The sequence below is a fragment of the Mycobacterium gastri genome (assembly GCF_002102175.1).
Taxonomy (GTDB): Bacteria; Actinomycetota; Actinomycetes; order Mycobacteriales; family Mycobacteriaceae; genus Mycobacterium; species Mycobacterium gastri.
The window spans coordinates 1-24,685 of the sequence record NZ_LQOX01000047.1 but is presented as its reverse complement, the minus strand read 5'-3'; the positions used below and the strand labels follow the sequence as shown (position 1 = coordinate 24,685).

At 66.5% G+C, this 24,685-nt stretch carries 17 protein-coding genes, 2 pseudogenes and 1 riboswitch; of the genes and pseudogenes, 9 read left to right on the top strand and 10 right to left on the bottom strand.

All coding sequences use genetic code 11. From position 1 onward, the window contains the following. Positions 1–72: 72 nt before the first annotated feature. Positions 73–891 carry a CbbQ/NirQ/NorQ/GpvN family protein gene (locus AWC07_RS03265; protein ID WP_036417207.1) on the bottom strand — a complete coding sequence of 273 codons (819 nt, stop codon included), beginning with the start codon at positions 889–891 and terminating at the stop codon, positions 73–75. Between the two features lie 32 nt (positions 892–923). Continuing rightward, a complete protein-coding gene (locus AWC07_RS03260; RefSeq protein ID WP_036417209.1) occupies positions 924–2,603 on the bottom strand; it encodes a nitric oxide reductase activation protein NorD in 1,680 nt (559 codons plus the stop codon). A gap of 93 nt (positions 2,604–2,696) precedes the next feature. Here AWC07_RS03260 and AWC07_RS03255 point away from each other — a divergent pair, with 93 nt between their 5' ends. From AWC07_RS03255 to AWC07_RS03245, 3 genes and pseudogenes are all read left to right on the top strand, one after another. Then, positions 2,697–3,836, top strand: a complete 1,140-nt coding sequence (locus AWC07_RS03255) for an acyl-CoA dehydrogenase family protein (protein WP_036417211.1) — start codon at positions 2,697–2,699, stop codon at positions 3,834–3,836. Continuing rightward, entirely contained in the window at positions 3,836–4,942 is a 1,107-nt protein-coding gene (locus AWC07_RS03250; RefSeq protein WP_036417213.1) for an acyl-CoA dehydrogenase family protein, read from the top strand. The genes AWC07_RS03255 and AWC07_RS03250 overlap by 1 nt, the downstream gene beginning before the upstream one ends. Beyond that, a pseudogene (locus AWC07_RS03245) lies at positions 4,939–5,883 on the top strand (SDR family NAD(P)-dependent oxidoreductase). The gene AWC07_RS03250 and the pseudogene AWC07_RS03245 overlap by 4 nt, the downstream one beginning before the upstream one ends. A 16-nt stretch (positions 5,884–5,899) precedes the next feature. On the opposite strand, the gene AWC07_RS03240 reads toward AWC07_RS03245, so the two are convergent. Together AWC07_RS03240 and AWC07_RS03235 are read right to left on the bottom strand one after the other, a co-directional pair. Then, entirely contained in the window at positions 5,900–6,838 is a 939-nt protein-coding gene (locus AWC07_RS03240; RefSeq protein ID WP_084293670.1) for a reverse transcriptase domain-containing protein, read from the bottom strand. Positions 6,839–7,800: 962 nt separating this feature from the next. After that, positions 7,801–8,961 (bottom strand): PPE family protein, encoded by a 1,161-nt coding sequence (locus AWC07_RS03235; RefSeq protein WP_085104951.1) that lies wholly within the window; start codon positions 8,959–8,961, stop codon positions 7,801–7,803. 1,055 nt (positions 8,962–10,016) lie between these two features. On the opposite strand from AWC07_RS03235, the gene AWC07_RS03230 reads away from it, so the two are divergent. After that, entirely contained in the window at positions 10,017–11,546 is a 1,530-nt protein-coding gene (locus AWC07_RS03230) for a PE family protein (protein ID WP_051507940.1), read from the top strand. A 197-nt stretch (positions 11,547–11,743) separates the two neighbouring features. Here the strand turns inward: AWC07_RS03230 and AWC07_RS03225 are convergent. Continuing rightward, positions 11,744–11,869 (bottom strand): annotated as a pseudogene (locus AWC07_RS03225) (PPE domain-containing protein); the annotation flags it as partial. A 516-nt stretch (positions 11,870–12,385) separates the two neighbouring features. Here AWC07_RS03225 and AWC07_RS03220 point away from each other — a divergent pair. The 3 genes from AWC07_RS03220 to metE all read left to right on the top strand — a co-directional run bounded on the left by AWC07_RS03220 (position 12,386) and on the right by metE (position 17,292). After that, complete coding sequence (locus AWC07_RS03220) at positions 12,386–13,699, top strand: TetR/AcrR family transcriptional regulator (RefSeq protein WP_036412416.1); 1,314 nt, start codon at positions 12,386–12,388, stop codon at positions 13,697–13,699. 72 nt (positions 13,700–13,771) lie between these two features. Continuing rightward, entirely contained in the window at positions 13,772–14,614 is an 843-nt protein-coding gene (locus tag AWC07_RS03215; protein WP_036412413.1) for an SDR family oxidoreductase, read from the top strand. A 58-nt stretch (positions 14,615–14,672) separates the two neighbouring features. Beyond that, a riboswitch (cobalamin riboswitch) is annotated at positions 14,673–14,885 on the top strand. 127 nt (positions 14,886–15,012) lie between these two features. Further along, a complete protein-coding gene (gene metE, locus AWC07_RS03210) occupies positions 15,013–17,292 on the top strand; it encodes a 5-methyltetrahydropteroyltriglutamate--homocysteine S-methyltransferase (protein ID WP_036412411.1) in 2,280 nt (759 codons plus the stop codon). A gap of 71 nt (positions 17,293–17,363) precedes the next feature. Here the strand turns inward: metE and AWC07_RS03205 are convergent, their stop codons facing one another. The 3 genes from AWC07_RS03205 to AWC07_RS29475 all read right to left on the bottom strand — a co-directional run bounded on the left by AWC07_RS03205 (position 17,364) and on the right by AWC07_RS29475 (position 20,029). Then, positions 17,364–19,085, bottom strand: coding sequence for a DUF3556 domain-containing protein (locus AWC07_RS03205; protein WP_036412410.1), 1,722 nt, complete (start codon positions 19,083–19,085; stop codon positions 17,364–17,366). Positions 19,086–19,196: 111 nt separating this feature from the next. Next, positions 19,197–19,373 carry a hypothetical protein gene (locus tag AWC07_RS27400; protein ID WP_167380006.1) on the bottom strand — a complete coding sequence of 59 codons (177 nt, stop codon included), beginning with the start codon at positions 19,371–19,373 and terminating at the stop codon, positions 19,197–19,199. Between the two features lie 155 nt (positions 19,374–19,528). After that, positions 19,529–20,029, bottom strand: coding sequence for a hypothetical protein (locus AWC07_RS29475; RefSeq protein WP_036412407.1), 501 nt, complete (start codon positions 20,027–20,029; stop codon positions 19,529–19,531). A 142-nt stretch (positions 20,030–20,171) separates the two neighbouring features. Here AWC07_RS29475 and AWC07_RS03190 point away from each other — a divergent pair, with 142 nt between their 5' ends. Continuing rightward, positions 20,172–21,518 (top strand): flavin monoamine oxidase family protein, encoded by a 1,347-nt coding sequence (locus tag AWC07_RS03190; protein ID WP_051507941.1) that lies wholly within the window; start codon positions 20,172–20,174, stop codon positions 21,516–21,518. Here AWC07_RS03190 and AWC07_RS03185 read toward each other — a convergent pair. Together AWC07_RS03185 and AWC07_RS03180 are read right to left on the bottom strand one after the other, a co-directional pair. Then, positions 21,448–22,830 carry a radical SAM protein gene (locus AWC07_RS03185; RefSeq protein ID WP_244187462.1) on the bottom strand — a complete coding sequence of 461 codons (1,383 nt, stop codon included), beginning with the start codon at positions 22,828–22,830 and terminating at the stop codon, positions 21,448–21,450. The genes AWC07_RS03190 and AWC07_RS03185 overlap by 71 nt on opposite strands. Further along, positions 22,827–23,624 (bottom strand): prolipoprotein diacylglyceryl transferase, encoded by a 798-nt coding sequence (locus tag AWC07_RS03180; RefSeq protein ID WP_036416045.1) that lies wholly within the window; start codon positions 23,622–23,624, stop codon positions 22,827–22,829. Before AWC07_RS03180 ends, AWC07_RS03185 begins: the two co-directional genes overlap by 4 nt. Positions 23,625–23,902: 278 nt before the next feature. On the opposite strand from AWC07_RS03180, the gene AWC07_RS03175 reads away from it, so the two are divergent. Beyond that, the coding region (locus tag AWC07_RS03175; protein WP_139829512.1) for a PE family protein at positions 23,903–24,685 on the top strand (783 nt) is incomplete at its 3' end.

The window sequence follows — 24,685 nt, the reverse complement described above, 5'->3', positions numbered from 1 at the left end:
TGACCTACTGCCGAAGAAACGGCCTTGTCGGCGTTCTTCCCGCCCCATCACGCCCCGTTGTTCAGAGCCCTCCTAGGTGTCGGACAGGTAGACATCGATCAGCTCCGATAGGCCGTTACCGGTGTGAATGTCGTCGGTCAACGGGCCGGCGACGGCGGCGCGGGCCGCCTCCCGGGTGCTCAGCCCCTCGGCGATCAGCCGGCCCGCGGCGATGAGCACCCTGGTCGATGCCACCTCACGCAATCCGCGGTTTTCCAGCCGCCGGATCGCTTGGGCCAAACGCACCAACTCGGCGGCCACCTCAGAGCCGACGCCGGCCTCGTGAGCGACGATCTTTTCCTCGACATCGGCTGCGGGAAAGCCGAATTCGATGGCCACCAGGCGCTGCCGGGTGGAGTCCTTGAGATCCTTGAGGACGCTTTGGTACCCGGGGTTGTAGGACACCACCAGGCAAAAACCGGGTGCGGCGGCCAGTGTCACGCCCAGGCGTTCGATCGGAAGCTGGCGTCGATGATCGGCCAGCGGGTGCAGCACGACGGTGGTGTCCTGGCGCGCCTCGACGACCTCGTCGAGGTAGCAGATGGCGCCCTCGCGCACGGCGCGGGTGAGCGGGCCGTCGACCCACTCCGTTTCCCCACCGCGCAGCAAGAACCGGCCGACCAGATCCGCGGTGGTGAGGTCGTCGTGGCAGGCCACCGTAATCAGCGGACGCTGCACATCGTGCGCCATGGCTTCCAGGAACCTCGTCTTGCCGCACCCGGTGGGTCCTTTGAGCAGCACCGAGAGGCCTTGCCGGAAAGCGGCCTTGAAGACCTGCTCCTCGTTACCCACCGACACGTAAAAGGGGCGGGCCGCCGGTGGTGTCCCGCCGCCACTGCCGTCGCCTGGCATGGCCGCAGCGTAGCCCGGAACAGATATTTGGCTCAACTGTCCACTGGCTTTCGGACCTCGGCCGAGCGCAGGGCCGCGCGGAACAGCGGCTCGGCCACCCGCCGCAGCTGTTCGGGCTCAGCGATGGCGGCCAGCGCCGCGCTGCCGAACACCCGCTCCAGTTCCTCGGGATCGGTGCTAGCCCCGACGGCCAGGCAGACACAGCCGGTGCCGCGGCCGCGGGCTTCGGCCAGCGCTCGACGGGAGTCCGCCGCCCCATACGCGCGTTCGTAGCCGTGGTCGTAGGCCAGCCCGTCGGACACCACGACCAGCAGCCGCCGCGTCGTGCCGCCACCGGATTCCAGCACGGCCGCACCGTGCCGGATCGCTGCACCCAGCCTCGAATACGCGCCGGGCACCAGGCCCCCGAGCCTTCGCAGCGCGGGGGCATCCAGCGCATCGTCGAAACGCTTGACCGGCACCAGCTGCACGGCCGTTCGCCCCTGCGAGTGAAATGCATAAAGCGCCAACCGATCTCCGAGATCATGAAAGGCAACGGCGAGTGCTGCGGCGACGGCCCGCTGCAGTTCGTGCACGGTCTTTCCGGTCGCCCCCGGCTCGGCGACCGAACCCGAGATGTCCAGCAGCAGCAGCGCGGCAAGATCGCGTCGCCGGCGCAGGCGATCGAGGTAGATCGCGTCATTGGGCGACGCACCGGCCACCGCGTCGACGCGTGCCTCAACCGCGGCGTCGATGTCGATGTCCTCGCCGTGCAGCTGCCGGCGAAACCAGTCCGGCCCCAGACCGATGCGGGCCAGAGATCGGCGTAATGCGCACCCGTCCAGGGGATCTGGAAACGAGGTGTCGCCGAGGACCGCCGGCATTTCGCGCACCGTGCACCAGTTCGGCCGATAGCGCCGACGGTAGACATCCCACTCGGGGTAGGTAAACGCCGCTGCGGTCCCGTTTGGTCCGGTGGCGCGTTGGTCGAGCAATCCGGCCGGTGCCGTCGACAACACCCCGCGCACGGACCGGATCCCTGACCGGGTCGCACGGGCGGGAGCGTCGGCCCCCGGCTGACCGCTGTCCCCGAGCCGGCGCACCGGGCGCAGCATGCGGCGCAGCAACCGGCCTAGCGCTCCCCCGGTGCCGATCGGGCTGGAGACGACGTCCTGCTGGTCGGCGGGATCGTCGTCGAGGTCGGCTGGTGCCCGGCCGGCTTGGCGACCATGCTCACCGGTCGTCGGCGCATCTCTGTGCGTTGCCAACTGCGCCAACAGCTTCCGGGCGTGGATAGCGCCGAAGCTAGCCGGCGCGCCGGCGATGGGGTGCGGGCTCAGCGCGGCAGCCAGCGAGGCGGTCGGCGAATCGGTGCGAGCGGCGGTGTCGTGGTCGATCAACCCACGCGTCGGCGCCGGCAACCAGTATTCGTTGGCCGCCAGCGCCCGGTGCCCTTCCACCGTGAGATATCGCCTGGCCACCGCTGGGCGCCGGACGAGCGCGCGGACCACATCCGGTTCGAGACTTCCCGCCGCCAGCAGCGACGCCTGTACGGCCAGCGACGCAAGCTGATCGCGTCCCGGTAGGCCGGCGTCGACAAAGATCGTGCGGCCATCAGTCCACGCCGGCTCACCGGTGCCGGCCGGGGCAACCCGCACCGTGCGGGCCGCGATGGCCGAGGCCACGATGCCCAGTCGCGGCAGCCGATCGGTGTTGTGCTGGTCGCCAGTCAAGAGCTTCGTCCTGGTTGATCGTGTTGACCAAATATCTGTTCCAACGTAGAGTGCGGCTTGACAGGCAGTCAATCGCGAGGTCGACACACGCACGTGGACTTCTCATACCCGGCGGACGTGGAGCAGTTCCGCAACGAGCTGCGCACCTGGCTCTCGGCGAATCTGACCGACGAATTGATTACCGCCCGTCGGTCCCCGCGCAGCGATGCGGTATTCGACATGTTGCACGCCTGGAACGCCACCCTGGCCGACGCCGGCTGGGCGGCCGTCTCCTGGCCTCGCGAGTATGGCGGCCGGGGCGCCACCGTGCTCGAGCAGCTGGTCTACACCGAGGAAACCACCCGGGCCCGTGCCCCCTTGCCGCTCAACGTCATCGGCATGAACAACATCGCCCCGGCGATCATGCAATACGGCACCGAAGCCCAGAAGACCACACTGCTGCCCCGGATGATGCGCGCCGACGACATCTGGTGCCAGGGCATGTCGGAGCCCGACGCGGGATCCGATCTCGCCGCGCTGCGGACCCGCGCGGTCCGCGACGGCGACAACTTCGTGGTCAACGGACAGAAGATCTGGACCTCGCTCGGGCATCGCGCCGACTGGTGCCAGCTGTATGTCCGCACCGATCCCGAGGCGCCGAAACACCAGGGCATCTCCTGCCTGATCGTCGATCTGAGGCTGCCGGGTATCGAGGTTCGGCCACTGGTCACGCTCAACGGCGACACCGACTTCGCCGAGGTGTTCTTCCACGATGTGGTGGTGCCGGGCGACGCGCTGTTGGGTCCGCTCAACGCGGGCTGGCAGGTCGCCACCACCACGCTGAGCCACGAGCGCGCCGGAGCGGCGCGACTGTACGCCGAGCTGCAGGTGCGGCTGGAGGAGCTGGTGACCGACTTCGCCGCGTTCGGCGTGGGAGGCGACCCGGTGACGTTGCGGCGCCTGGGTGAGATCGCGGTGCGGATCAAGTATCTCGAGGTGCTGTGCCAGCGTTCGATTTCGGCTACCCTGCACGGCGGCTCGGAAATCACTGCGCTCGGGTCGGCCAGCCTGGCCAAGACGGTATGGGGCGAGATCGGCCAGGATCTGGCCGCGCTGGCTTTCGATGTGCTGGGCCCGCAGGCGAGCCGGTGGGCCGACTACCGGCTGACGTCGCGTTCGCTGACCATCGCCGGCGGCACCACGCAGATCAACACCAACATCACCGCGCACCGCGTGCTGGGGTTGCCGCGTTGATGAACCTGGAACTTTCCGAGGAGCAGGTTGCGCTGCGTGACACCGTGCGACGCTTTCTTGCCGAGAAGGCGCCCATTTCGGGACACGTGCGCACGCTGCTCGACGACCCGACCGGCAGCACCGAGGCGACGTGGCATGGCCTGGCCGAGCTGGGCGCAACCGGTTTGTTGGTGCCACCGGAATATGGCGGCGCCGGCATGACGATGGTCGAGGCCGGGATCGTCGCCGAGGAACTCGGCGCCGCCCTGCACCCGGGACCCTGGTTGTCCACTGCGGTCGCGGCGACGCGGACGCTGAGCCGGTGCGCCGCCGGAGGCGTGGCGGCGGCCGAGATCCTCACCGGGATAGCCGAAGGGACCACGATCGCCACCGTCGGCCCGTTGGACATGAAGACCCTGCCGACAGCAGACGGCACGGCGCTCAACGGTGAGCTGGCATCGGTTCCCGACGCCGCGGCCGCCCACGTGCTGTTGGTTTTCGCTCAAAACCAGTACAGTACCGAGCTTTTCGCGGTCGACACCGCGTCCCCCGGCGTTTCGGTGACACCCGAGCGTGGTATCGACCAGACCCGCAAGACGTTTCGGGTCGAGCTCGACGGTGTGACGGCACGCCGGCTGGCCATCCCGTCGCCGCCCGCCGTTGCGGCGGTCGTCGACGACGTGCTGATCGCCATGGCCGCCGATGCGCTCGGCACGGCCCGCGCCGTCATGGATATGGCCGTCGAATACGCAAAGGTGCGAAAGCAATTCGGCCGGGCCATCGGCTCGTTCCAGGCGATCCAGCAGCTGTGCGTCGACATGTACGAGACGGTCGAGCTGGCCCGCAGCGGGGTGATCCACGCATTGTGGGCCTCGGATGCCCTGCTTGACGACGCCGACGAGCGACACCTGTGCGCGCTGCGGGCCAAGGCGTTCGCCGGGCGGCTGGCCACCGTCGCCGACACGGCGATCCAGGTTTTCGGCGGTATCGGCTACACCTGGGAGCACGACGCTCACCTGTATCTCAAACGGCTGCTGAGCTGGAGCGCATTTCTGGGTGGACCCGACCGCTATCTCACCGAAATCGGTGCGCGCCTTGCGCAGCCACGAACGGAGGGCTGCCGGTGATCGATTTCACCGACCAGGTCGCGATCGTCACCGGCGCCGGCCGGGGACTCGGCCGGCTCTACGCACTCTAGTTGGCCCGCCGCGGTGCCGCGGTGGTGGTCAACGACGTTGGCGCGACCATGCACGGCGACGGCTCCGACTCCAGCGTCGCCGACCAGGTCGTTACCGAGATCCAGCGGGCGGGTGGCCTCGCGGTGGCTTCGCATGACTCGGTGGCCAGTCCGCAGGGCGGCGAGGCGATAGTGCGGGCAGCCGTTGAGCACTTCGGCCGGCTCGACGTCGTGGTGAGCAATGCCGGCATCTTCAATAGCATTGCGTTCGAGGAGCTTTCCGCCGACGACTGGCGCCGGATGCTCAGCGTGCACCTCGACGGCGGATTCTTTGTGAGCCAGCCTGCGTACCGGGTGATGAAGTCCCGCGGCTATGGCCGGTTCGTCTTCGTCTCGTCCTCGGGCGGGATGTTCGGCCAACCGTTGGAAGCCCACTACGCCGCGGCCAAGGCGGGGCTGGTCGGATTGACGAACGTGATCGCGATCGAAGGCGCCCAGCATGGCATCCTTGCCAACACCGTGCTGCCGTTCGGTTTTTCGCGGATGGTGACCGAAACCGTGGGCGATCCGAAAGCCCTTGAGCAGATCGGCTTTTTGAAGGTGATCAGGCCCGAGCTGGTGGTACCGATCGTGGTCTATTTGGCCAGTCGCGCCTGCCAGGTCACCCATCACAACTACTCGGCCTGCGCCGGGCGCTTCGCGCGGGTGTTCGTCGGCCTGGGTCAGGGCTGGTCGGCCGGTGCTGACGGCGAACCAACCGCCGAGGACATCGCGGCCCACTGGCCGGAAGTGTCGGTCACCGGGCCGTTCACCGTGCCCGGGTCGATTTTCGAAGAGATCTTCAGCGTCTGCGCGCGGCTCGGCGTCGCTACTTACAGTAAGACGACTTAAGACGGCGCCGATCTGGTCACCGCTCAGCGGAGTCCTGGGCTCGGCAACCACATCTTTCACATCGGCCCCTGCGCCAACCGGTCTGCCATTGGTAGTCAGGGGCGCAGTACCCGCAGTGAGGGCCTGTTTCCCCATCCCCCTTATCTGTGTTGGGGACCCCCGTAAAGGGTGGGAATCCGTTGGCGAGCACATGCAAGAAGATGTTGGCCAACAGCGGCGAGATCACCCCGCCCTGCGGTGTGCCCGCGACCGTCCGCTGCAGCGCACCCTCAACCATCACCCCTGCTTGCAGCCACAAGCGCAGCAGTTTGAGCACCCGCCGATCCGAGACTCGCCTACCCACCTCGGTGAGTAGCCGCTCGTGGTCGATCTCGCCGAAGAAATTGGCGATATCGAACTCGACCACAAACTGGTAGCCCTCGATGAACCCACGGCGTAGCCGCTCTTTGGCCATCGTCGCCGACCGTTTCGGCCGAAACCCATATGAGCACGACACAAAGTCCGCCTCGAAAATCGGTTCCAACACGATCTTGGCCGCCGCTTGAGCCACCCGGTCTCGCACCGTGGGAATCCCCAACGGCCGCTTACCACCCTGTGGTTTGGGGATCTCCACCCGACGCGCCGGCGCCGGACGGTATGTCCCTGCACGAAGGTCACGGCGCAACTCACGCAACATGCGGTCCACGCCGTAGTCCTCCACCGCGGCCACGGTGATCCGATCCACCCCAGCCGCGCCCTTGTTCTTACACACGCGAAACCACGCCTCCCACAGGACGTCACCCCTATAGATACGGTCATACAGGGCATGGAAACGCCGACCCGAAGACTGCTTGGCCGCAGCCCATAGCGCCCGTTGCAGTTGTCGTACTTTCGTCCCCGACGAGCTCAATGGCTCGTCATCGACTACGGCAAGCAATGGCTTGCCGGGGGAATTGGACCGGGCTGACCCGGTCATGCCCTCGTACTTACTCGCTTCGCGCGCGTGATCAAAGCAAGGGCCCTTCCCTCCCGGCGCGTTGCTCACGCCGATCAGCGGTACTATGACCCCCTCGGACTCCCGCTGCCCTCCAAGGACTTTCACCATCGGCTTATACCCTTGGTCTTTGCCCGACGCAGGCCAGGCAGACGGGTCTCTCCTGTTCCCGACTGAACTGTGTGCACGTGCCGCTCCCCGTACCCCGGAAGGACCCGCCGAGCTGACCCCGGACCAGGGCTCGACAGACATAGGCCTTCACCGTGATATGAGCGGCTCGGCTCCTCCATCGTGAGTGTGACGAGGCTGCAGGACTCGCGTCGGGTGACGCTACGGCCCGCACACTTGCTCCCTCCAAAGAGGCTTCCGACACCCCACTTAGCCCGCCGCCTCTCGACGACGAACCGGGGCCTGCTACCCGGCGCTCCGGTGCCTACCGGGGCGGGACTTCCACCCGCTAGTCCAGTCCAACTTGCAGGACGCAACATTTGCCCACCTTGCAGCGACACGCCAATACCGCACCTGCGCTCAAATCTCTTGTGATGGCGGGGCATTCGGGAGATTTCTCATGTGCTCACCGAATCGGCTGTCCTGCCGCCGTTTCGAGCGTGCGTCCACGGCGTCGAGCGTGCGTCCAGGGCGGAAGAATTGCCCGATTGCCGCCCTGGATGCAATGTCGATGCCATAGACACACACTCGAAAACCCCCACGGTACACTCGACGCCGTCAGCCGCCGACCCAACCCCACCGGCACGCGATTTCCATCTCCCCACATCGGGCGCAGCCCCATGACCGCTCTCAGCGACACGCCAAGGTGCGCAACGAAGTTGTCGCTCACAGGCGGGCACAGCGAGCCATCCCGAACCCGTGGAGATTGGTCTGGCAGATGGGAGCCGCAGTTGCGTATTACAACTCGGGGCACGAGACCAGCGCCGTCCCAGTCACTATCCGATGCCGGTTACCGGTATCACGCCGGACCGAGACTGCGGGGCACTGGGGCTAGCCCCGCCGCGGCCTATCATCCCGGCGGGCATCCCAGCGCCACCGGTACCACTCGGCATCGGCATCATCGGCATGCCTGGCGAACTTGGCTCCCCTGTCAGCGCCGCCGGGGTAGGGATACCGGCTGCACCCAAGCCCGACATCGCCGAACTGGCCATCGGAGCCGGCACAGACCCCTGCCAAGTCGGCGGAACCGACATGCCCCCAACCATCCGAGCGTTACCCAAGTCCGCCGACAACGCCGAGCCCAGTCCTCCGCCGCCCAATGACGTGATTTCAGCATGAGGAGCCGTCACCAACTTCGGAACGTCCGCCGGCAGCCCACTGGCAACTGCACCGGCAACTGCACCGGCCACTCCGCTCGGGCGCGCCGCGTTGCTCATCAAACTCATCACCGGCGACATCGCCATGCTGAGCGGATACATCAACAAGGGCGCACCCGACAACAGCAACGAACCCAGCCCCGACCCGGCGTTTGAAGCGATCGCCACGAGATCCTGCGCCGGCGCCGCCGCCGACGAAACCATCGCCGGCACGCCCAAGGCAGCTTGCAACGCCAGCCCGGCCAATCCAGGATTGGACAGCGGCGGACTAAATGGCGTCATCGTCGATGCCACCGATGCCGCGCCGGAGTGATACCCCGCCATCGCGGCTACATCCTGCGCCCACATCTCCTGATAGTCGAACTCCGTAGCTGCAATCGCCGGTGTGTTCTGAGCCAAGAAGTTCGTCGCCACCAACGACAGCAACCTCACCCGATTGGCCGTCACCGCCGCCGGATGCACCGTCGCCGACAGAGCCGCTTCAAACGCTGTGGCCGCAACCCGAGCCTGACCGGCGGTCAACTCCGCCTCCCCGGCCGCCCCACTCAGCCAGCCCACAAATGGTGCCGCCGCAGCCGCCATCGACGTCGATGCCGGACCCGACCACTGCCCGGTCACCAATCGGGTCACCACCGAATCAAACGACGCTGCCGCTGCCCGCAAATCCGCTGCCAGGCTCAGCCAGGCCGACGCCGCTCTCAGCAGCGGGGCCGACCCGCAACCGGCAAAGATTCGCGCCGAATTGACTTCTGGCGGCAACCAAGCAAAGTCCAAAATCATCTCAACCACAACCCTTCCGCCGCATCGCGGCTCGGACGCACTGCTAGAAATCTCCGGTAATTCACGTCTGCCCGGTCCACGGCACTGGCCTAGACCAGGATGCCGTGACCGAACTGTCACGACATGACTGGCAGTGGCGGCCTTCGTCGAGGAGCCGGCAGGACCGTTCACCCGAGCGCAGGCACACTGATATTCGTTGCGCACCATACTGACTCGAACTCGTCAGCGGCGGCGGACGGTGCGCTCGTCGTTCCCTGATCTGAAGGGGCTACCGCACGATCAAGCCAAGCGGTGCTGAACGGCGCTGAAACAGAACGACATTCCAACTGGGGCGGAGGCCGCACTAATTCGCGCGCAACACAAAGCAGTTAGAATCCGTGAACAAGTATCCGAGTCATCCAGTGAATCCAGCCTTTTCAATGCGGACGGTTGTCCGCTGTCACATCGCGGTCGTCGGGAACCGCAGCTGAACCGGGATCTTCAGCCGGACAAAAGCTCCCACAAACCATACGCCTTGTCAACTGTTTTGTTTGGCTACGCTTACGTAGCCGGAGCTTACGAATTCGTAGTCTGCTAGCACTATTTCGCAGATACCGGGTGCCCTGCACGGCACCTGGCTGTCCTCTGAATTGCCCTACCACGCCGAGAGCCGGCGACGCTGGCGCCAAGTCAGCGGCAATGGCCCTCAAGATTCGACAACTTACTTAGCAGTCACCTGAATTAGATTGGCAGCCAAACGAAATGATACGCGATCCGCGTCACTCATCGGGGCCGACGGAATTCGCTGAGCAAAGCCATGACGTCACCAGTCGACACCGCATCGAAGGTGTGGGCCCTCGTTCACGACGACACCCCCCGCGTCGTTCAAGGTCGGTTCCTGACCGAAATATAGGTTATGCCAGGGACTCTGAATGACGCCCGTCCAAAAGAGGTGCTGCACCCGAGCGGCGGCGGTGCTAATCTGCTGAGACCCAATTGCACGGAGGGGATAGGGCGCGTGCAGTCCGGGAGCAAGTGGTTACCCGACAAGCGCTCAGTGCGATTAGGAGATCTCTATGTCATTTGTGTCCACGGCGCCGGAGGCGCTGCAGGCCGCCGCAACCGACTTGGCGGCAATCAGATCCTCGCTCGGCGAGGCCAATGCCGCTGCCGCCACGGCTACCACGGAAATACTTCCCGCAGGCGCCGACGATGTGTCGGCCGCGATCGCAGCGCTATTTTCTGAGCACTCGCAAGTCTGGCGAACGTTCAGTCAGGACGCTGCGTGGCTTCACCAGCAGTTTGTGGATGCCCTCAACGGTAGCGCCATCAAGTATGCGACCACCGAGCTGGAGAACGCCGAGCGAAATGTCCTGCATGTCATCAACGAACCGACCGAGTATTTGTTCGGGCGGCCGCTGATTGGCAACGGCGCCAACGGGGCTCCCGGGACGGGGCAAAACGGCGGGGACGGTGGCATTCTCTGGGGAAACGGCGGTAACGGCGGATCAGGTGCGCCCGGCCATGCTGGGGGCAACGGTGGTGACAGTGGGATATTCGGCTCCGGCGGCGCCGGCGGCGCCGGTGGAAATGCCGTGAACGGCACCGCCGGGGCCGGTGGGGCCGGCGGGTCCGGCGGGCTGTTCGGCTCCGGCGGCGCCGGCGGGGCCGGTGGGATGTCGATGAACGGCACCGGCGGTGCCGGCGGAACCGGTGGAACCGGCGGACTTTTCGGCACCGGAGGGGCCGGCGGTGCCGGCGGGTCCGGTGTGGGAAACGGAGGTGCCGGCGGGGCCGGCGGCAACGCGTGGCTTGCCGGATCGGGGGGCGCCGGAGGAGCCGGCGGAGGTGCGGGAATGTACGGCTCGGGCGGCCAGGGTGGATCCGGAGGCAACGGCGGGTGGCTTTCCGGTAATGGTGGCGACGGCGGAACCGGCGGCGCCGGCGCCGTCAACAACGGGGGTAACGGTGGGGCCGGCGGCAATGCCGGTTTGCTCTCCGGAAACGGCGGCGACGGCGGCACCGGCGGGTACGGCAACAACAACGGAGGTAGCGGTGGCGCGGGCGGCAACGCCGGCTGGCTCGCCGGTGACGGCGGCAATGGCGGGACCGGCGGAGTGGGCGGCACCACCAACGGTGGTAACGGCGGCGACGGCGGCAGCGGAGCCTGGCTTTCGGGCAATGGCGGCGTCGGCGGCGCCGGTGGCCAGGGCGTCGCCAACGGCGGTAACGGTGGGGCCGGCGGCAACGCGGGCCATTTCTTCGGATCGGGCGGCGCCGGCGGCGGGGGCGGAAACGGGTTGAGCGGCAACGGCGGAGCAGGCGGCAACGGCGGCAATGCCGCACTGATCGGCGACGGCGGCAACGGCGGTAACGGCGGCGGCGGCTACGTCAACGGCGGAACCGGCGGTAACGGCGGCAACGCCTCGATGATCGGCAACGGCGGCAACGGCGGTAACGGCGGGACCGGGCATTCGCCTGGCGCTGGCGGCACTGGCGGTTCGGGCGGGAAGCTGGTAGGCCAATCCGGCTTTGACGGGGCAAGCTCCCGTGTGACAACCAACTCCGTTGCTCAGGTAGCCACCTGCTCACCTAACGAATCCTGACGTCGTCGGCGACGGCGGCGTGCTGTTTCTCGGCCGCCGCTGCCGGCCAATCGCCGCCGACACTGACGTGTCGCGACGGTTCGAATCGGCCCCGGCCGCACCCTCTCCCGGATGGCAGTCACGCTCGGCCGTCCCGATCCGGGCCTATCCGATCCCGGTCCGCGGTATCACGCTGGGCCGCGACTGCGCCGGATTCGCGCCCGCAGATCCGCAGCCAGGCTCTCCCACGCCGAAGCCGCCGTGCACAGCGGACCCGATCCCGCACCGGCGAAAATCCGTGCCGAGTTGATCTCCGGCGGCAACCACGCAAACTCAGGAATCATGCCAAACCCCAAACCGCCGGCCGCATTAACGGCTTTGACATCCATTCCCGCCAACTGCCTCCACTACGACACTCACCTGCAGCAACAGTCACCTATTGCGACTATGTGCGCCACGGCCGAATGCGCCACGGCCGAATGGTGAGGCGGTGTAAAGCAGAAAATCAGCGCTTTCGCACCAAACCTTCCTGTCAATGCGCTCGACGCCTCCTTTCAATCAGGTATAAGCAGCCGGCAGTCGGGCCACGTCGCCGTGCGGTCGGCTTAGCGCTCCCGGCGGACTTGCGTCGCGCGCCGGGCCGAAACGGTGGGGCTTCGCGCGAGCCGCACGATGCCAATCCGCGGCGCCCGCAACGACCCGTTTTAGAATCGGCTGTCAACCACGCTTAGCAGGGCGTTGACCGGCCCGCGGTCTGATAGTCTTTAACAAAGATTTGGTTCGGCGGGAGGGCGAGTGCATATGTCTGCCAAGCCGCTGTCTGCCAAGCCGCGGTCCTCCGGACGTGCGTCCCGCTAGCTATGGCAAAGGCCAACGCTTTGGCAAAAGGCCGCCAGCCGGTCGATCGCCCCGACGAAGCCGTCGACGACTCCGGGACGCGCCGGGCCGAGATTCTGCAGACCGCGGCATCGTTGATCGCGTCGTCGGGATTGCGCACGTCGCTGCAGGAAATCGCCGACGCGGCAGGCATTCTGCCGGGCAGCCTCTACCATCATTTCGAGTCCAAAGAGGCGATCCTGATCGAATTGATCCGCCGTTATCAAAACGATCTGAATCGCGTCGGCCTAACCGCGCAGCAGAAATTGGACGAACCGGACTCGCGGCCGGTGGCCGAGAAGATCACCGAGTTGGGATCGGCGATCGCCAACTGTGCCGTAGCGCACCAAGCGGCCCTGCAGATGTCGTTCTATGAGGGACCTAGCGCGGATCCCGAACTGATGAAGCTCACCCAGCAGCGGCCCGCGGCGCTGCAGGAGGCGATGCTGCAGACGCTGCGCGCCGCCAGGTGGAGCGGCTACGTCAAACCGGAAATGGACCTTCCGATATTGGCCGACCGCATATGTCAAACGATGCTGCAGGTGGGGCTCGATGTCATCCGGCACAACGCGTCGGCCGACCAGGTCGCCCGGCTGATGTGCCGAATCATCCTGCAGGGTTTGGCAACTCGCCCACCTGACGACTCGGCACTGGATGGATCCAAGGCGTTGGCGGCGGCCAACGACGCCATCGCGACGTGGACGGACGACAAGGACGCCGACCCAGGCGATAAAGCGGCCCGGGTGCGGGCGGTCGCCCGAACCGAGTTCGGGCGCAGGGGATATGAAGTCACCACGATCAGGGACATCGCATCTGCGGCCGGCCTGGGTACCGGCACGGTCTATCGGGTGATCGGATCCAAGGACGAACTCCTGGCTTCGATCATGCGGTCCTTCGGCCAGAAGGTCGAGGCCGGCTGGGTCAGCGTGCTTCGCTCGGATGCGACGCCGATCGAAAAGCTGGACGCGCTGAGTTGGATCAACATCAATGCGCTGGATCAGTTTTCCGATGAATTCCGGATTCAGCTCGCCTGGATGCGGCAGTCGCCGCCCAATACCCCCAACCCGGGATGGCTATATGCCACCCGGCTGCGTCAGCTGAAATCGCTACTCTCCGAAGGGTTCCGCTCGGACGAGATCCGGATCGAGACCCCGTCCCTGGCGATGCTGGCGCGATCGGTCATCGCCCTGCAGTGGATACCGGAGAACATCCTTCGCGCCGTCGGCCCGCGTGTCGCGCTGATTCATGCCCGTGACACGGTGTTACGCGGCGCCGCGGTGCGCAGCGAAGGGTATTGAACCAAAAATATGTTCTCCCTAGAGTGGGGCAGGTAAACGGCGAGTACGTAGGGCCCGCGGGAAGGGATTTCCATGACTGTTTTGGACCGGTTGCGCTACGACGGCAAGCGGGCGTTGGTTGTCGGCGGCGCGACGGGTATGGGCGCCGCGGCGGCCAGGGCGGCAACCGAGCTCGGCGCCGACGTCACCGTGCTGGACTACGCGCCGGTGAACTATGACGTCGCCCAGGCACTGCAGGTCGACCTGCGAGACCCCGCGTCCATCGACGCCGCGATCGGGCAACTCGGTGGACCGGTTCATGCGGTGTTCTCCGCAGCCGGGGTGGCCGAAGGCCCGGACCTGATGAAGATCAACTTCATCGGCCATCGACATCTGATCCAGCGTCTGCTGGACAACGACCAGCTTCCGTCCGGCTCGGGCATCTGTTTCATCTCCTCGGTCGCCGGCATGGGGTGGGAGAACGACCTGCCCCGGTTGCAGGAGTTCCTGGCCACGCCCGACTACGCGGGGGCTCAGGACTGGGTTGCCGCGCACGAGGCCGAGGGCATCATCCACTACGGCTTCAGCAAGAAGGCGATCAACGCCTACGTGGCGATGCAGGCCTATCCCCTGATGAAGAAGGGAATACGGATCAACGCCATCTGCCCGGGACCCACCGACACCCCATTGGCCCAGGCCAACGCGGACCTCTGGCTCACCTACGCGCAGGACTACCGCGACGAGACCGGCGCCAAGGTGCACACCCCGGAGCAGATGGGCGACGTGATGGCGTTCCTCAACAGCGCGGCAGCCTTCGGGATCAGCGGCATCACGTTATTGGTGGACTACGGGCACACGATGGCCTCGCTCACCGGCGCCTACCCGCCGGGCAAACCGATCCTCGACCTGATCATGGGCCGCGTGCCGATGCCCTAGCCGCTCGCGGCAGGGTTGCCGGCTGACGTAATCTGGACCACGCAGCTGGTCTGCCGCCGTCGCATCCCGCGGCGTCGGCATCGAGCGAGGCATTTAGCGATGCCTGGCGAGAGGGAATCCGGTGAGAGTCCGGAACTGTCCCGCAGCGGTATGCAGGAACGACCGCCGTCAACAGCACTGGTCGCATGACTGGGAAGCGACGGCCACTAGGAGCACCTACCGCGGGTGCGCGCCTGCGAGTCCGAAGACCTGCCAGCTGTGCCGGGCGCGCCGCGTCCGGCGGGTCATCGCCTCGTGGAGTGGGCGTTTGGCCGTACCGGGTTGCGGTGTTGCGCCGCAACCTGATTCGGCTGTACGTCCGCGGGCGGTGACCACACCGTCGAGTATAAGGACACGCCGTGACCGCACGTAATTTTCAGAAGTTCACCGCAACCATCACCGGCTCCCCCCGCATCGGCCCGCGCCGTGAACTCAAGCGCGCGACCGAGGGCTACTGGGCCGGACGCACCGGCCGATCAGAGTTGGAGTCCGTCGCCGCCACCTTGCGCCGAGACACCTGGACCTCGCTGGCCGCGGCGGGCCTGGACTCGGTGCCGATCAACACCTTCTCCTACTACGACCAGATGCTCGACACCGCGGTGCTGCTCGGTGCGCTGCCGGCCCGGGTGAGCGCTATCCCCGACGAGCTGGACCGCTACTTCGCCGCCGCGCGCGGCAATGCCGAGGTAGCGCCGCTGGAAATGACCAAGTGGTTCGACACCAACTACCACTACCTGGTGCCCGAGATCGGGCCGTCGACCACGTTCACACTGCACCCGGACAAGGTGCTCGCCGAGCTGAAAGAGGCTCAGCAGCTTGGCATTCCGGCGCGTCCGGTGATCATCGGGCCGGTCACCTTCCTGCTGCTGAGCAAGGCCGTCGATGGTGCCGCCCCACCCATCGACCGACTGCAGGACCTGGTTCCGGTCTACTCCGAACTGCTGTCGCTGCTGGCCGGCGAGGGCGCCCAGTGGGTACAACTCGACGAGCCAGCACTGGTGACCGACATCTGTCCCGACGCGCCGGCGCTGGCCGAGCGGATGTACACCGCGCTGGGGTCGCTGAGCAACCGGCCGGCCATCCACGTCGCCACCTATTTCGGCGATCCCGGCGCCGCGCTGCCGGCGCTGGCCCGCACGCCGGTGGAAGCCATCGGTGTGGACCTGGTGGCCGGAGCGCGCACCGCGGTCGCCGGGGTGCCCGAGCTGGCCGGCAAGACGCTGGTGGCCGGCGTCGTCGACGGGCGCAACGTCTGGCGCACCGACCTGGAGGCGGCGCTGAGCCGGCTGGCAACCCTGCTGGGATCTGTTGCCACGGTTGTCGTTTCGACGTCGTGCTCCACCATGCACGTGCCGTATTCGCTGGAGTCCGAAACCGACCTGGACGACAACCTGCGCAGCTGGCTGGCATTCGGCGCGGAAAAGGTGGCCGAAGTCGTCGTGCTCGCGCGGGCACTGCGCGACGGACGCGACGCGGTAGCCGAAGAGATCGCGGCTTCCAACGCGGCGGTGGCGTCGCGGAAGCGGGACCCCCGCCTGCACAACGGACAGGTCCGGGCCCGCATCGACTCGATCGTCGCCTCCGGTGCCCACCGGGGCAAGGCGGCCGCCCGTCGCGCCGGTCAGGACGCGCGGCTGCACCTGCCGGTGCTGCCGACCACCACGATCGGCTCCTACCCGCAGACCTCGGCGATCCGTAAGGCGCGTCAGGAGTTGCGGGCCGGCGAGATCGACCACGCCGAGTACGTCCGCCGGATGAAAGCCGAGATCGCCGACGTCATCGCCCTGCAGGAGCAGCTCGGGCTGGATGTGCTGGTGCACGGTGAGCCCGAGCGCAACGACATGGTGCAGTACTTCGCCGAGCAGCTGGAGGGTTTCTTCGCCACCGAGAACGGCTGGGTGCAGTCCTACGGCAGCCGCTGCGTGCGCCCGCCGATCCTCTACGGCGACGTGTCACGGCCGCACCCGATGACGGTCGACTGGATCACCTACGCGCAGTCGTTGACCGACAAGCCGGTCAAGGGCATGCTAACCGGCCCGGTGACGATCCTGGCGTGGTCGTTCGTGCGTGACGACCAACCGCTGGCCGACACCGCGTACCAGGTGGCGCTGGCCATCCGGGACGAGACCGTGGATCTGCAGGCCGCCGGCATTGCGGTCATCCAGGTCGACGAGCCCGCGCTACGTGAGCTGCTGCCGCTGCGTCGCGCCGAGCAGGACGAGTACTTGCGTTGGGCCGTAGGCGCTTTCCGGCTAGCGACCTCCGGTGTAGCCGACTCGACCCAGATCCACACCCATCTGTGCTATTCCGAATTCGGTGAAATCATCGGCGCGATTGCTGATCTGGATGCGGATGTGACGTCGATCGAAGCTGCGCGCTCACACATGGAGGTGCTCGACGACCTGAATGCGGCCGGCTTCGCCAACAGTGTGGGCCCGGGTGTCTACGACATTCACTCGCCGCGGGTGCCGAGCACCGAAGAGATGGCCGAGTCGCTGCGTGCCGCGCTGAAAGCGGTTCCGGCGCAGCGACTCTGGGTCAATCCCGATTGCGGGCTGAAGACCCGCAGCGCCGACGAGGTCAGCACATCATTGCGCAACATGGTCGCCGCCGCGCAGCAGGTCCGGGCCGAGGCCTAGCGTTTCTCGCCAGCGTGACGTCACTGCGAGTTTCGGCTCGGATTCTCGCAGTGGCGTCACGCTCGGCGCACCTATTCCGACAGCACGTGGACCGGCAGGTCGTCGGCCCAGGGCTGCCGGGTCACCATGTCGGCGACCAGCACGTAGCCGCGTTCGAACTCACCGGTCGCCGCATCCACCAACCGGTAGGCCTGGGTCTGCGTGTGGATGGGTTGCGCGTCGAGCAGGACGATCCGCACCTCGCCCGGCTCGAAGTGGCAGCGCTGCTGCATCGCGGCGATCAGTTGCTCGTTGTGCATATGCCCGTCGCCGAAATTCCACCCGATAGCGGTGCTGCAGATCCGCTCGCCGTCGGTGATGACGTAGTCGTCTTCGTTCTGCCCGGCCATGGCCCGGTGCGCCAGCGTGAACAGCGCCCGGCCGTGAGTGTTCATGGCACGGAACGCATATCCGAGATACATCGGGATTTGCGCCTTGTCCTTGCCGTAGAAACGCTCCAGCTGCGCGGCCGGCATGCTGGCGATCGCGACGATGCCCTTGCCGATCTTCTCGCTAGCCGACGGCTTGATGCACCATAGCGTGGTGTCCCAGTTGCCGGCGTAGTAGCGCATGCCGGGCAGAAACGAGATCTTGCGCGGGAACAAATTGCCCAGGACGACGGTGCCGGCCACCACGGCGAACAGAATCGCAACCGGCACAGGGTTTTCCACGTCGGTCAGACCGAGGCGGGCGTGGCCGACGAACAGCGACAGGACGCCGAAGATCATGAAGACGTTCCACTCCAACGGCACTCCCATCGGAATCGCCGTCAGGATGCCCAGGTGGAAGCACACCATCACGAACGCCGCCACCGCGGTCGGCCAGCCGCCGTGCGCGAAGAACAGCACCACCGGCACCGCCATCTCGATGAAGGTGCTGACGTGGGCGATGATCCGCGACAATCGTCCGGGCCGCAGGTCGTCGGGGAACTTCTCGAAGAACATCCGCTTGATGAACCGCGGCCGGATCAGCGGGTTGTTGGACATCATGGTGGAGATCACGAACGGGAAGTGCTTGTTGAGCTTCGACGTCGCCGCCCCCGTCCAAATCACCAGAAACACCAGTTTTGCGGCGACGATCAGGTCGGCACCGCTGAACAGGAACGTGACAGTCAGTGAGCCGTAGACCTCACCGCGGGCGGCCAGAAAAATTACCTTGTCGCGCAATCCGGCGACGGCCAGGATCGCCAGGATGGCCCAGATCTGCCACACCGGTAACAACCCGACCTTGGTGCCCAACTCCGGGACGGGACCGGTGCCGTCGGAGAACAACGCCCACAGCGTCATCACCAACAGCGCCCCATATAGCAGCACATCCACTGGAGCCCGCGCCGTGCCCCTGGTCAGCGGGACCCTACCCGGCCAAGGAGGCAGCCGAATGGTGTTGGGCCGCAACCAGTACAGGATCGACCCCAGCGGCGGGAAGAACCGGTTGTTCAACGGTCCGAAGCCGCAACCCAATCCGATCACCTCGAACAGCATCGTGTAGAGCACGACCTTCTCGAAGACGATCGGCTCCGAGTACCACGACCTGACGTTGGTGAACCCGTCAATCCCCTTCGTGCTGAGCACCACCAGCCAGCCGCCCAGGACGTAGAGGCCGACCTTGACGACGTAGAACAGGTGCAGCGCCACCGGTGTGCCGAAGCCGACCTCGGCCCAATGGCGGGCCATCGGGCGGATCTTCTCGCTGCGAGTGCCCTTGCTCCATTCGGGAATGTCGACCTGAGGCAGTTCGGGTTTGAGGAATCCCATGGTGTCTCAGATTAGAACGTGTTCTAGCCGCGTGGGTTCATCCGGGTAGCCAATTCTTTACCGGCCGCCGCGGGTGCGGATACCGTGGAGTTCTGCCGTGCTGAGGAGGTTTCAGTTGAGCAGATGGCGGTTTGTCGCATGGACCACCGTGACGGGGTTCTCGCCGATCGCGGTCGGCGGGGGTGGCATCGCCGCGGCCCAGGCGCCGTCTCCCGGTGATTCCTGAACCGTGCTGCACGCGACCACCCAGGACGCCAACGGCCGGACGATGTGGTGCAACCCGACCATGACCGGCGATCACAGCCTGGTGTGGCAATACGGCGGGCCGGGTTAGCGCTCCCAGTCTTTAGTGGCCTGTTAGTCGACCCGGAAATAGGGGCCGCGGGACTTGGTTTCGACTCGATTGTCGGGATTACCGGACTTCCCTACGACATAGTCGGTTATCAGATTGGTGTCCACACCGATGACATCGTCAGTGGGTGGGCCGGAATCGAGTCGTTTCCGGGGACCGCGCCCGTGCCGTCGGCACCCATCACGGATCTGGGCGGGTCGGCGGTTCCGGCCGGTCTGGGCGAAGCGATTTCGATAGCCGGGCCGTCGGTGACGCCGACCTGGACAACGGCCGCACCCGAGATCTGCTCTCTCGCAGTCGCATTGCCTGCCACCAGCCCGGCGCGAGGGTACGCGACTGTAGAAGTCTCCGGCGGTGGCGCCGGCAAAGTGTTCAGCCAAATGGCCTTGGCCGGCATGGCCGGGCGAGCGATGGCCTGTGCCGGCAACGGGAGCAGGCGTGAGCGGGTCGGCGCGGTCAGGCGAGATCCGATATCGCCGGTAGCCAGTACGGCAACCGGGCCGATCACGAGCATTGCCGCGGAGCTGCGTGGTTTGCGTCCCTGCGCGATTCGGGAATCCTCACCGAGGACGAAGTCACCGAGCAGAAACAACGCCTACTCCCGCACTGATCCGAGCCAGACGTTTTCCGCCGGGCTTGTCGTTCGAGCCGTTGCACCCACCCGAATTCGACCGCCGAAAGGCCGCGATCAGTGTAGTTTGCTGGCCAGCGGCACATCAATCGAGGAGCAAATCGTGGCGGATGTCGACTTCTGCGTAGTGGGTGCCGGGTTCGCCGGTTTGACGGCGGCGCTGCGGTTACACCGAGCCGGTGCTTCGGTGGTATTGCTGGAAGCCCGTGACCGGGCCGGCGGTCGCACCTACACCGTGACCCGCGACGACGGGGTATGGATCGATCGCGGCGGAGCATGGATCGGACCTGGCCAGGACCGCATCTACGCCCTGATGGCGGAGTTCGGGGTGCCCGAATACAAGCAGTACAACGACGGCGAGGCCATGATGGTCGTCGGCGGCAAAAAGCATCGCTACGGCGGCACCATCCCGTGGACGATGAGCCCGTGGGCGGTCACCAACCTTGGCCTTGGTCTGGCCGCAGTAGAGAAGATGTGCAAGTCGATTCCACGCGAAGCCCCTTGGGAGGCAAAGCGGGCCGCCGAATGGGACCGCATCAGCTTGGGGCAATGGCTGGACAAGAACACCGTGTCCAAGCCCGCCCGCGACATGCTGGACATGGCTCTGGCCGGGCCCTACACCTCCGCGGCATCGGAGACGTCGTTGCTGTGGGTGCTGCTGCAGATGGCATCCGGGGGTGGTCCCACCTTCGTCATTTCGGGCAAGGGCGGCGCGCAGGACGCCCGCCCGGTAGGCGGGATGGGTGCCATCTACGGCCCGATGGTCGCCGAACTCGGTGATACGGTGCACTTTTCACAGCCGGTCCGGCTCATCGCCCAGGACGGCGACGGCGTGACGATCCGCTCGGATGCTCTTACGGTGCGCGCGCGGCGAGCAATCGTGGCGATCCCGCTGGCAATCGCCAACACGATCGACTACGAGCCGGTGCTTCCGGTGGACCGGGCGCTGCTGCATTATCGGATGCCAAGCGGCGCCATCTACAAGATCTCGATCGTCTACGATGAGCCGTTCTGGCGTGCCGATGGTTTGTCCGGCCAGTCGGCCGCGCCCGGTTCCCCGGCCACGTTGACCATCGACGCCTGCACGGACACCGCGATGCCGGGGATCATGTGTGTCATCACCGAGGGACCTGCCGCGCGTCGGCTGGCGCGGCTCGATGAGGCCGAGCGCAAAGCGGTGGTCATCGGTGAACTCGCCGACCGGTTCGGCGCCAAGGCGCGAGCGCCGCGCGAATTCCACGAACAGGACTGGATTTTGGAACGATATTCCGGCGGCGGGATGATCAGTCACGCTCCGACCGGTGTGCTGACCCAATTCGGTTACACCCTGCGTCCGCCGTGTGGCCGCATCCACTGGGCCGGAACCGAGAGCTCGGCCACTATGTGCGGATGGGTTGACGGCGCAATCCGCTCCGGGGAGCGCGCCGCATCGGAAGTGCTGGCGGCCTAAAATATGGCCGCCGCAATAGCCGGCGGGCGTGCGACCGGGCCTGCACCGCGCAGAACGGGGCGCACTGATCCTGTGACGAACGCGTGCCGACATGCACGCAGCATTGCACCAGCCGCTCTTCGATCATCGTCGACATATCCATGAACGGTTTGACCGTGATACGCAGCACCCGCTCCCCCAGCAGCCGCCGCAGCTGGCGCCGTCGCCCGGGCAGCGCGCTGGAGGCCAGTGTCAGCAGGGTTGCCATGCCCAGGTCGCAATTCTGGCAGATCAGACGCCACACGTCGGACATCTGCGGGTGCGACAACGACGACTGTTCGGAGAGCAACGCCAGCAGCGATTCACGCACCGCCAGCCGCAACTCGCGGGGAATATCCCTGTCGGCGATACGGTTTGCGACCAGGCCCAGCTTGCCTTTGAGGTTGTCGTGACCGATCAAGGCCACCAGTGAGCGCCACCGCCCGCCGTCGTCGCGCAGCAGGTACCCCACCGAACAACAATGCGGGTGCGAGCACGGTAGCGCGGTCAGATCCCGCCACGTGACCAGATCGTTGGTCTGTGGCCCCAGCCTCCTGAGCACACCGGTATGCGTGAGCCGATTGTCGGCGTCAATGAATCCCGAACGCCCCGAAACGAACTGGGGTTGAATGCAGACCCCGCCCGCATAGGGTGTTTGTAGGGCAAGCCGAACCAAATCGCCGATCTCGTGGTCATTGACGCCCCGCGCGGCCGTCATCACCAAGGTGGTGAAGATCTCCCGTTCGGACAGCCGGCGCAACGCGTCTTGCTTGATCCGACGAAGATCCCCGCCCCGATGGTATCGATGTGCGGCCTGCGCGAGCCCGTCGTATTGCAGGTACACCTTGGAGCGCTCGCGGTGCTCGGTGAGCAGGTCGAGCAGTCCGTCATCCTGGGCTACACGGATACCGTTGGAGTTCAACAATATTCGAGTGATTGGTCGCGCGCTCAGTTCGGCCAGCAACTCCGGCAATTGCGGATGCAGGCTGGGCTCGCCGCCGCTGAGCATCAGCACATCAAGGCGGCCGTTCTCCCGCTCGAGACGCTGGTCGACATTGGCGAGCACGTCGCCGATCGCCACGACATGACGCAGGTCCGGCGATGAGTCGGTAAAGCAGGTCGGGCAGCGCAGGTTGCACGTCTGGGCGATGTCCTCCAGCAGGATGCAGGTGTGCTGGGTCGCCCCGAAGATCTCCCCACCGGACCTCCGAGGTGGCGGAGGCCAGCCGGGGTAGGGCTGGTCCGCGTTGTAGGGATAGCCCGGCGGAGGCCAACCCGGAGGCGGGTTCGTCATACTGGCAGTGCCTGTCTACGCAGCAGTGGATCATAGTGGCCACGCCGGTATCCGTAGCCCAGCCGAATAGCGATGAGAACGAACGAGGGCAGTAAAAACCATTGCGGCCGTGTCAAACCCAGCCACACGGTTTCGTTGGCCCGGACGAACTCGACGAAGAACCGAAACACCGCGTAGCCCGCGACGTAGAGGACGAACAGCTCACCCGGTTGGGTGAGCTGGTTGCGTAGCCACAGCAGAACGGCGAACGCGGCCAGCTGAAAACCGATCTCGTAGAGGAACGACGGATGCATCGCGGCGCCGATGAGACAACCCGGGCATTTCGGCGTGCTGGCAGCGGCGTGCACACCCCACGGCAGGCCGGTCGACCGGCCGGGAGCTTCGGTGAGGTGACAACCGATGCGACCGACCGCCATTCCCAGCGCGACCGCCGGGGCGAACAGATCCCCGGTCTTGCCGCGGTAGCCGCCGATCCGCTTGGCGATCAACACGCCCACGTAGGCGCCCACGAGGCCACCCAGGATACTGCGCGACCGAAATTCCCAGGCCTGCAACAAGGTTGGGTTGAGCCGGACATCAACATGTTCCGCCCAGCCGGACAGCCGCATGCCGATTGCCCCGCCGACCAGAGCTCCGGTCACCGCCACCAGCGATTGGTCATTCACCGCACCGCGGCGGCGGGCTTCGGCGAAGAAAATGACCGTGGCCACCAGCACGCCCAGCCCGACGACCACACCATGTACCGGCAGCGTCAGCGGTCCTACCCGCCGTGCGGAACCACCCCGACAGCCTATATTGATCCGGCATCGAACGAACTCGTCGCGCCGGGGACCGCGATGCGTTGTTCGCGGCACCCTCCCGACGCGGCACCAACTGAAAACCGCGTCGCCATCGGTGGCAACCGGCACGCCCGGAAATCATCCGCGCAAGACATCCAAGACATCGGGCAAACCGTGGGACCTTCCGCGGCAGACGGCCATAGAATTCGCTCATGCCGACTGGTCGGAAGTCGGCAGTGCGCCGGCTGGTCGGCATGACTTCATCGGGGTCATGACGAAACACGAGGTGCCCAATGTCGTTTGTGATCGCAACGCCGCAAGCGCTGTCCGCGGCGGCCACGGATGTGACAACTATCGGCTCGACGATCGACGCGGCCACTGCCGCCGCGGCCACGCCGACGACGGCGCTGCTGGCCGCCGGCGCCGATGAGGTTTCGGCGGCCATCGCGGCGCTGTTCGGGGCGCACGGGCAGGCATATCAGGTCCTGAGTGCCCATGCGGCGGCGTTTCATCACCGGTTCGTGCAGGCCTTGACCGCGGCGGCCGGACAGTATGTGTCCGCCGAGGCCGCCAACGTGTCACCACTTCAGGATCTGCTCAACGCACTGAACGCGCCCACCCAGGCGCTATTGGGGCGCCCGCTCATCGGCAACGGCGCCAACGCCGCCCCGGGGACCGGCGCCGACGGCGGGGCCGGCGGGATCTTGATCGGCAACGGCGGGGCCGGCGGGTCGGGCGCGCCCGGCATGGCGGGCGGTAACGGTGGGCCGGCGGGATTGTTCGGGATCGGCGGTGCCGGCGGGACCGGCGGCTCAGCGGCGGCGGTTGGGGGAACCGGCGGGCACGGCGGGACCGGGGGGCTGCTGTTCGGTCCCGGCGGCGCCGGCGGCGGGGCCGGCGGGGCCGGCGGCGACGGCGGGCTGTTCGCCACCGGCGGGGCCGGCGGACTCGGAGGGTTCGGCGGCGGCAAAGGCGGGGCGGGCGGACCCGGCGGGATGGGCGGGCTGTTCGCGACCGGCGGAGTCGGTGGCGCCGGCGGGACCGGCGTAATCGGCGGGCCCGGCGGGGCCGGCGGG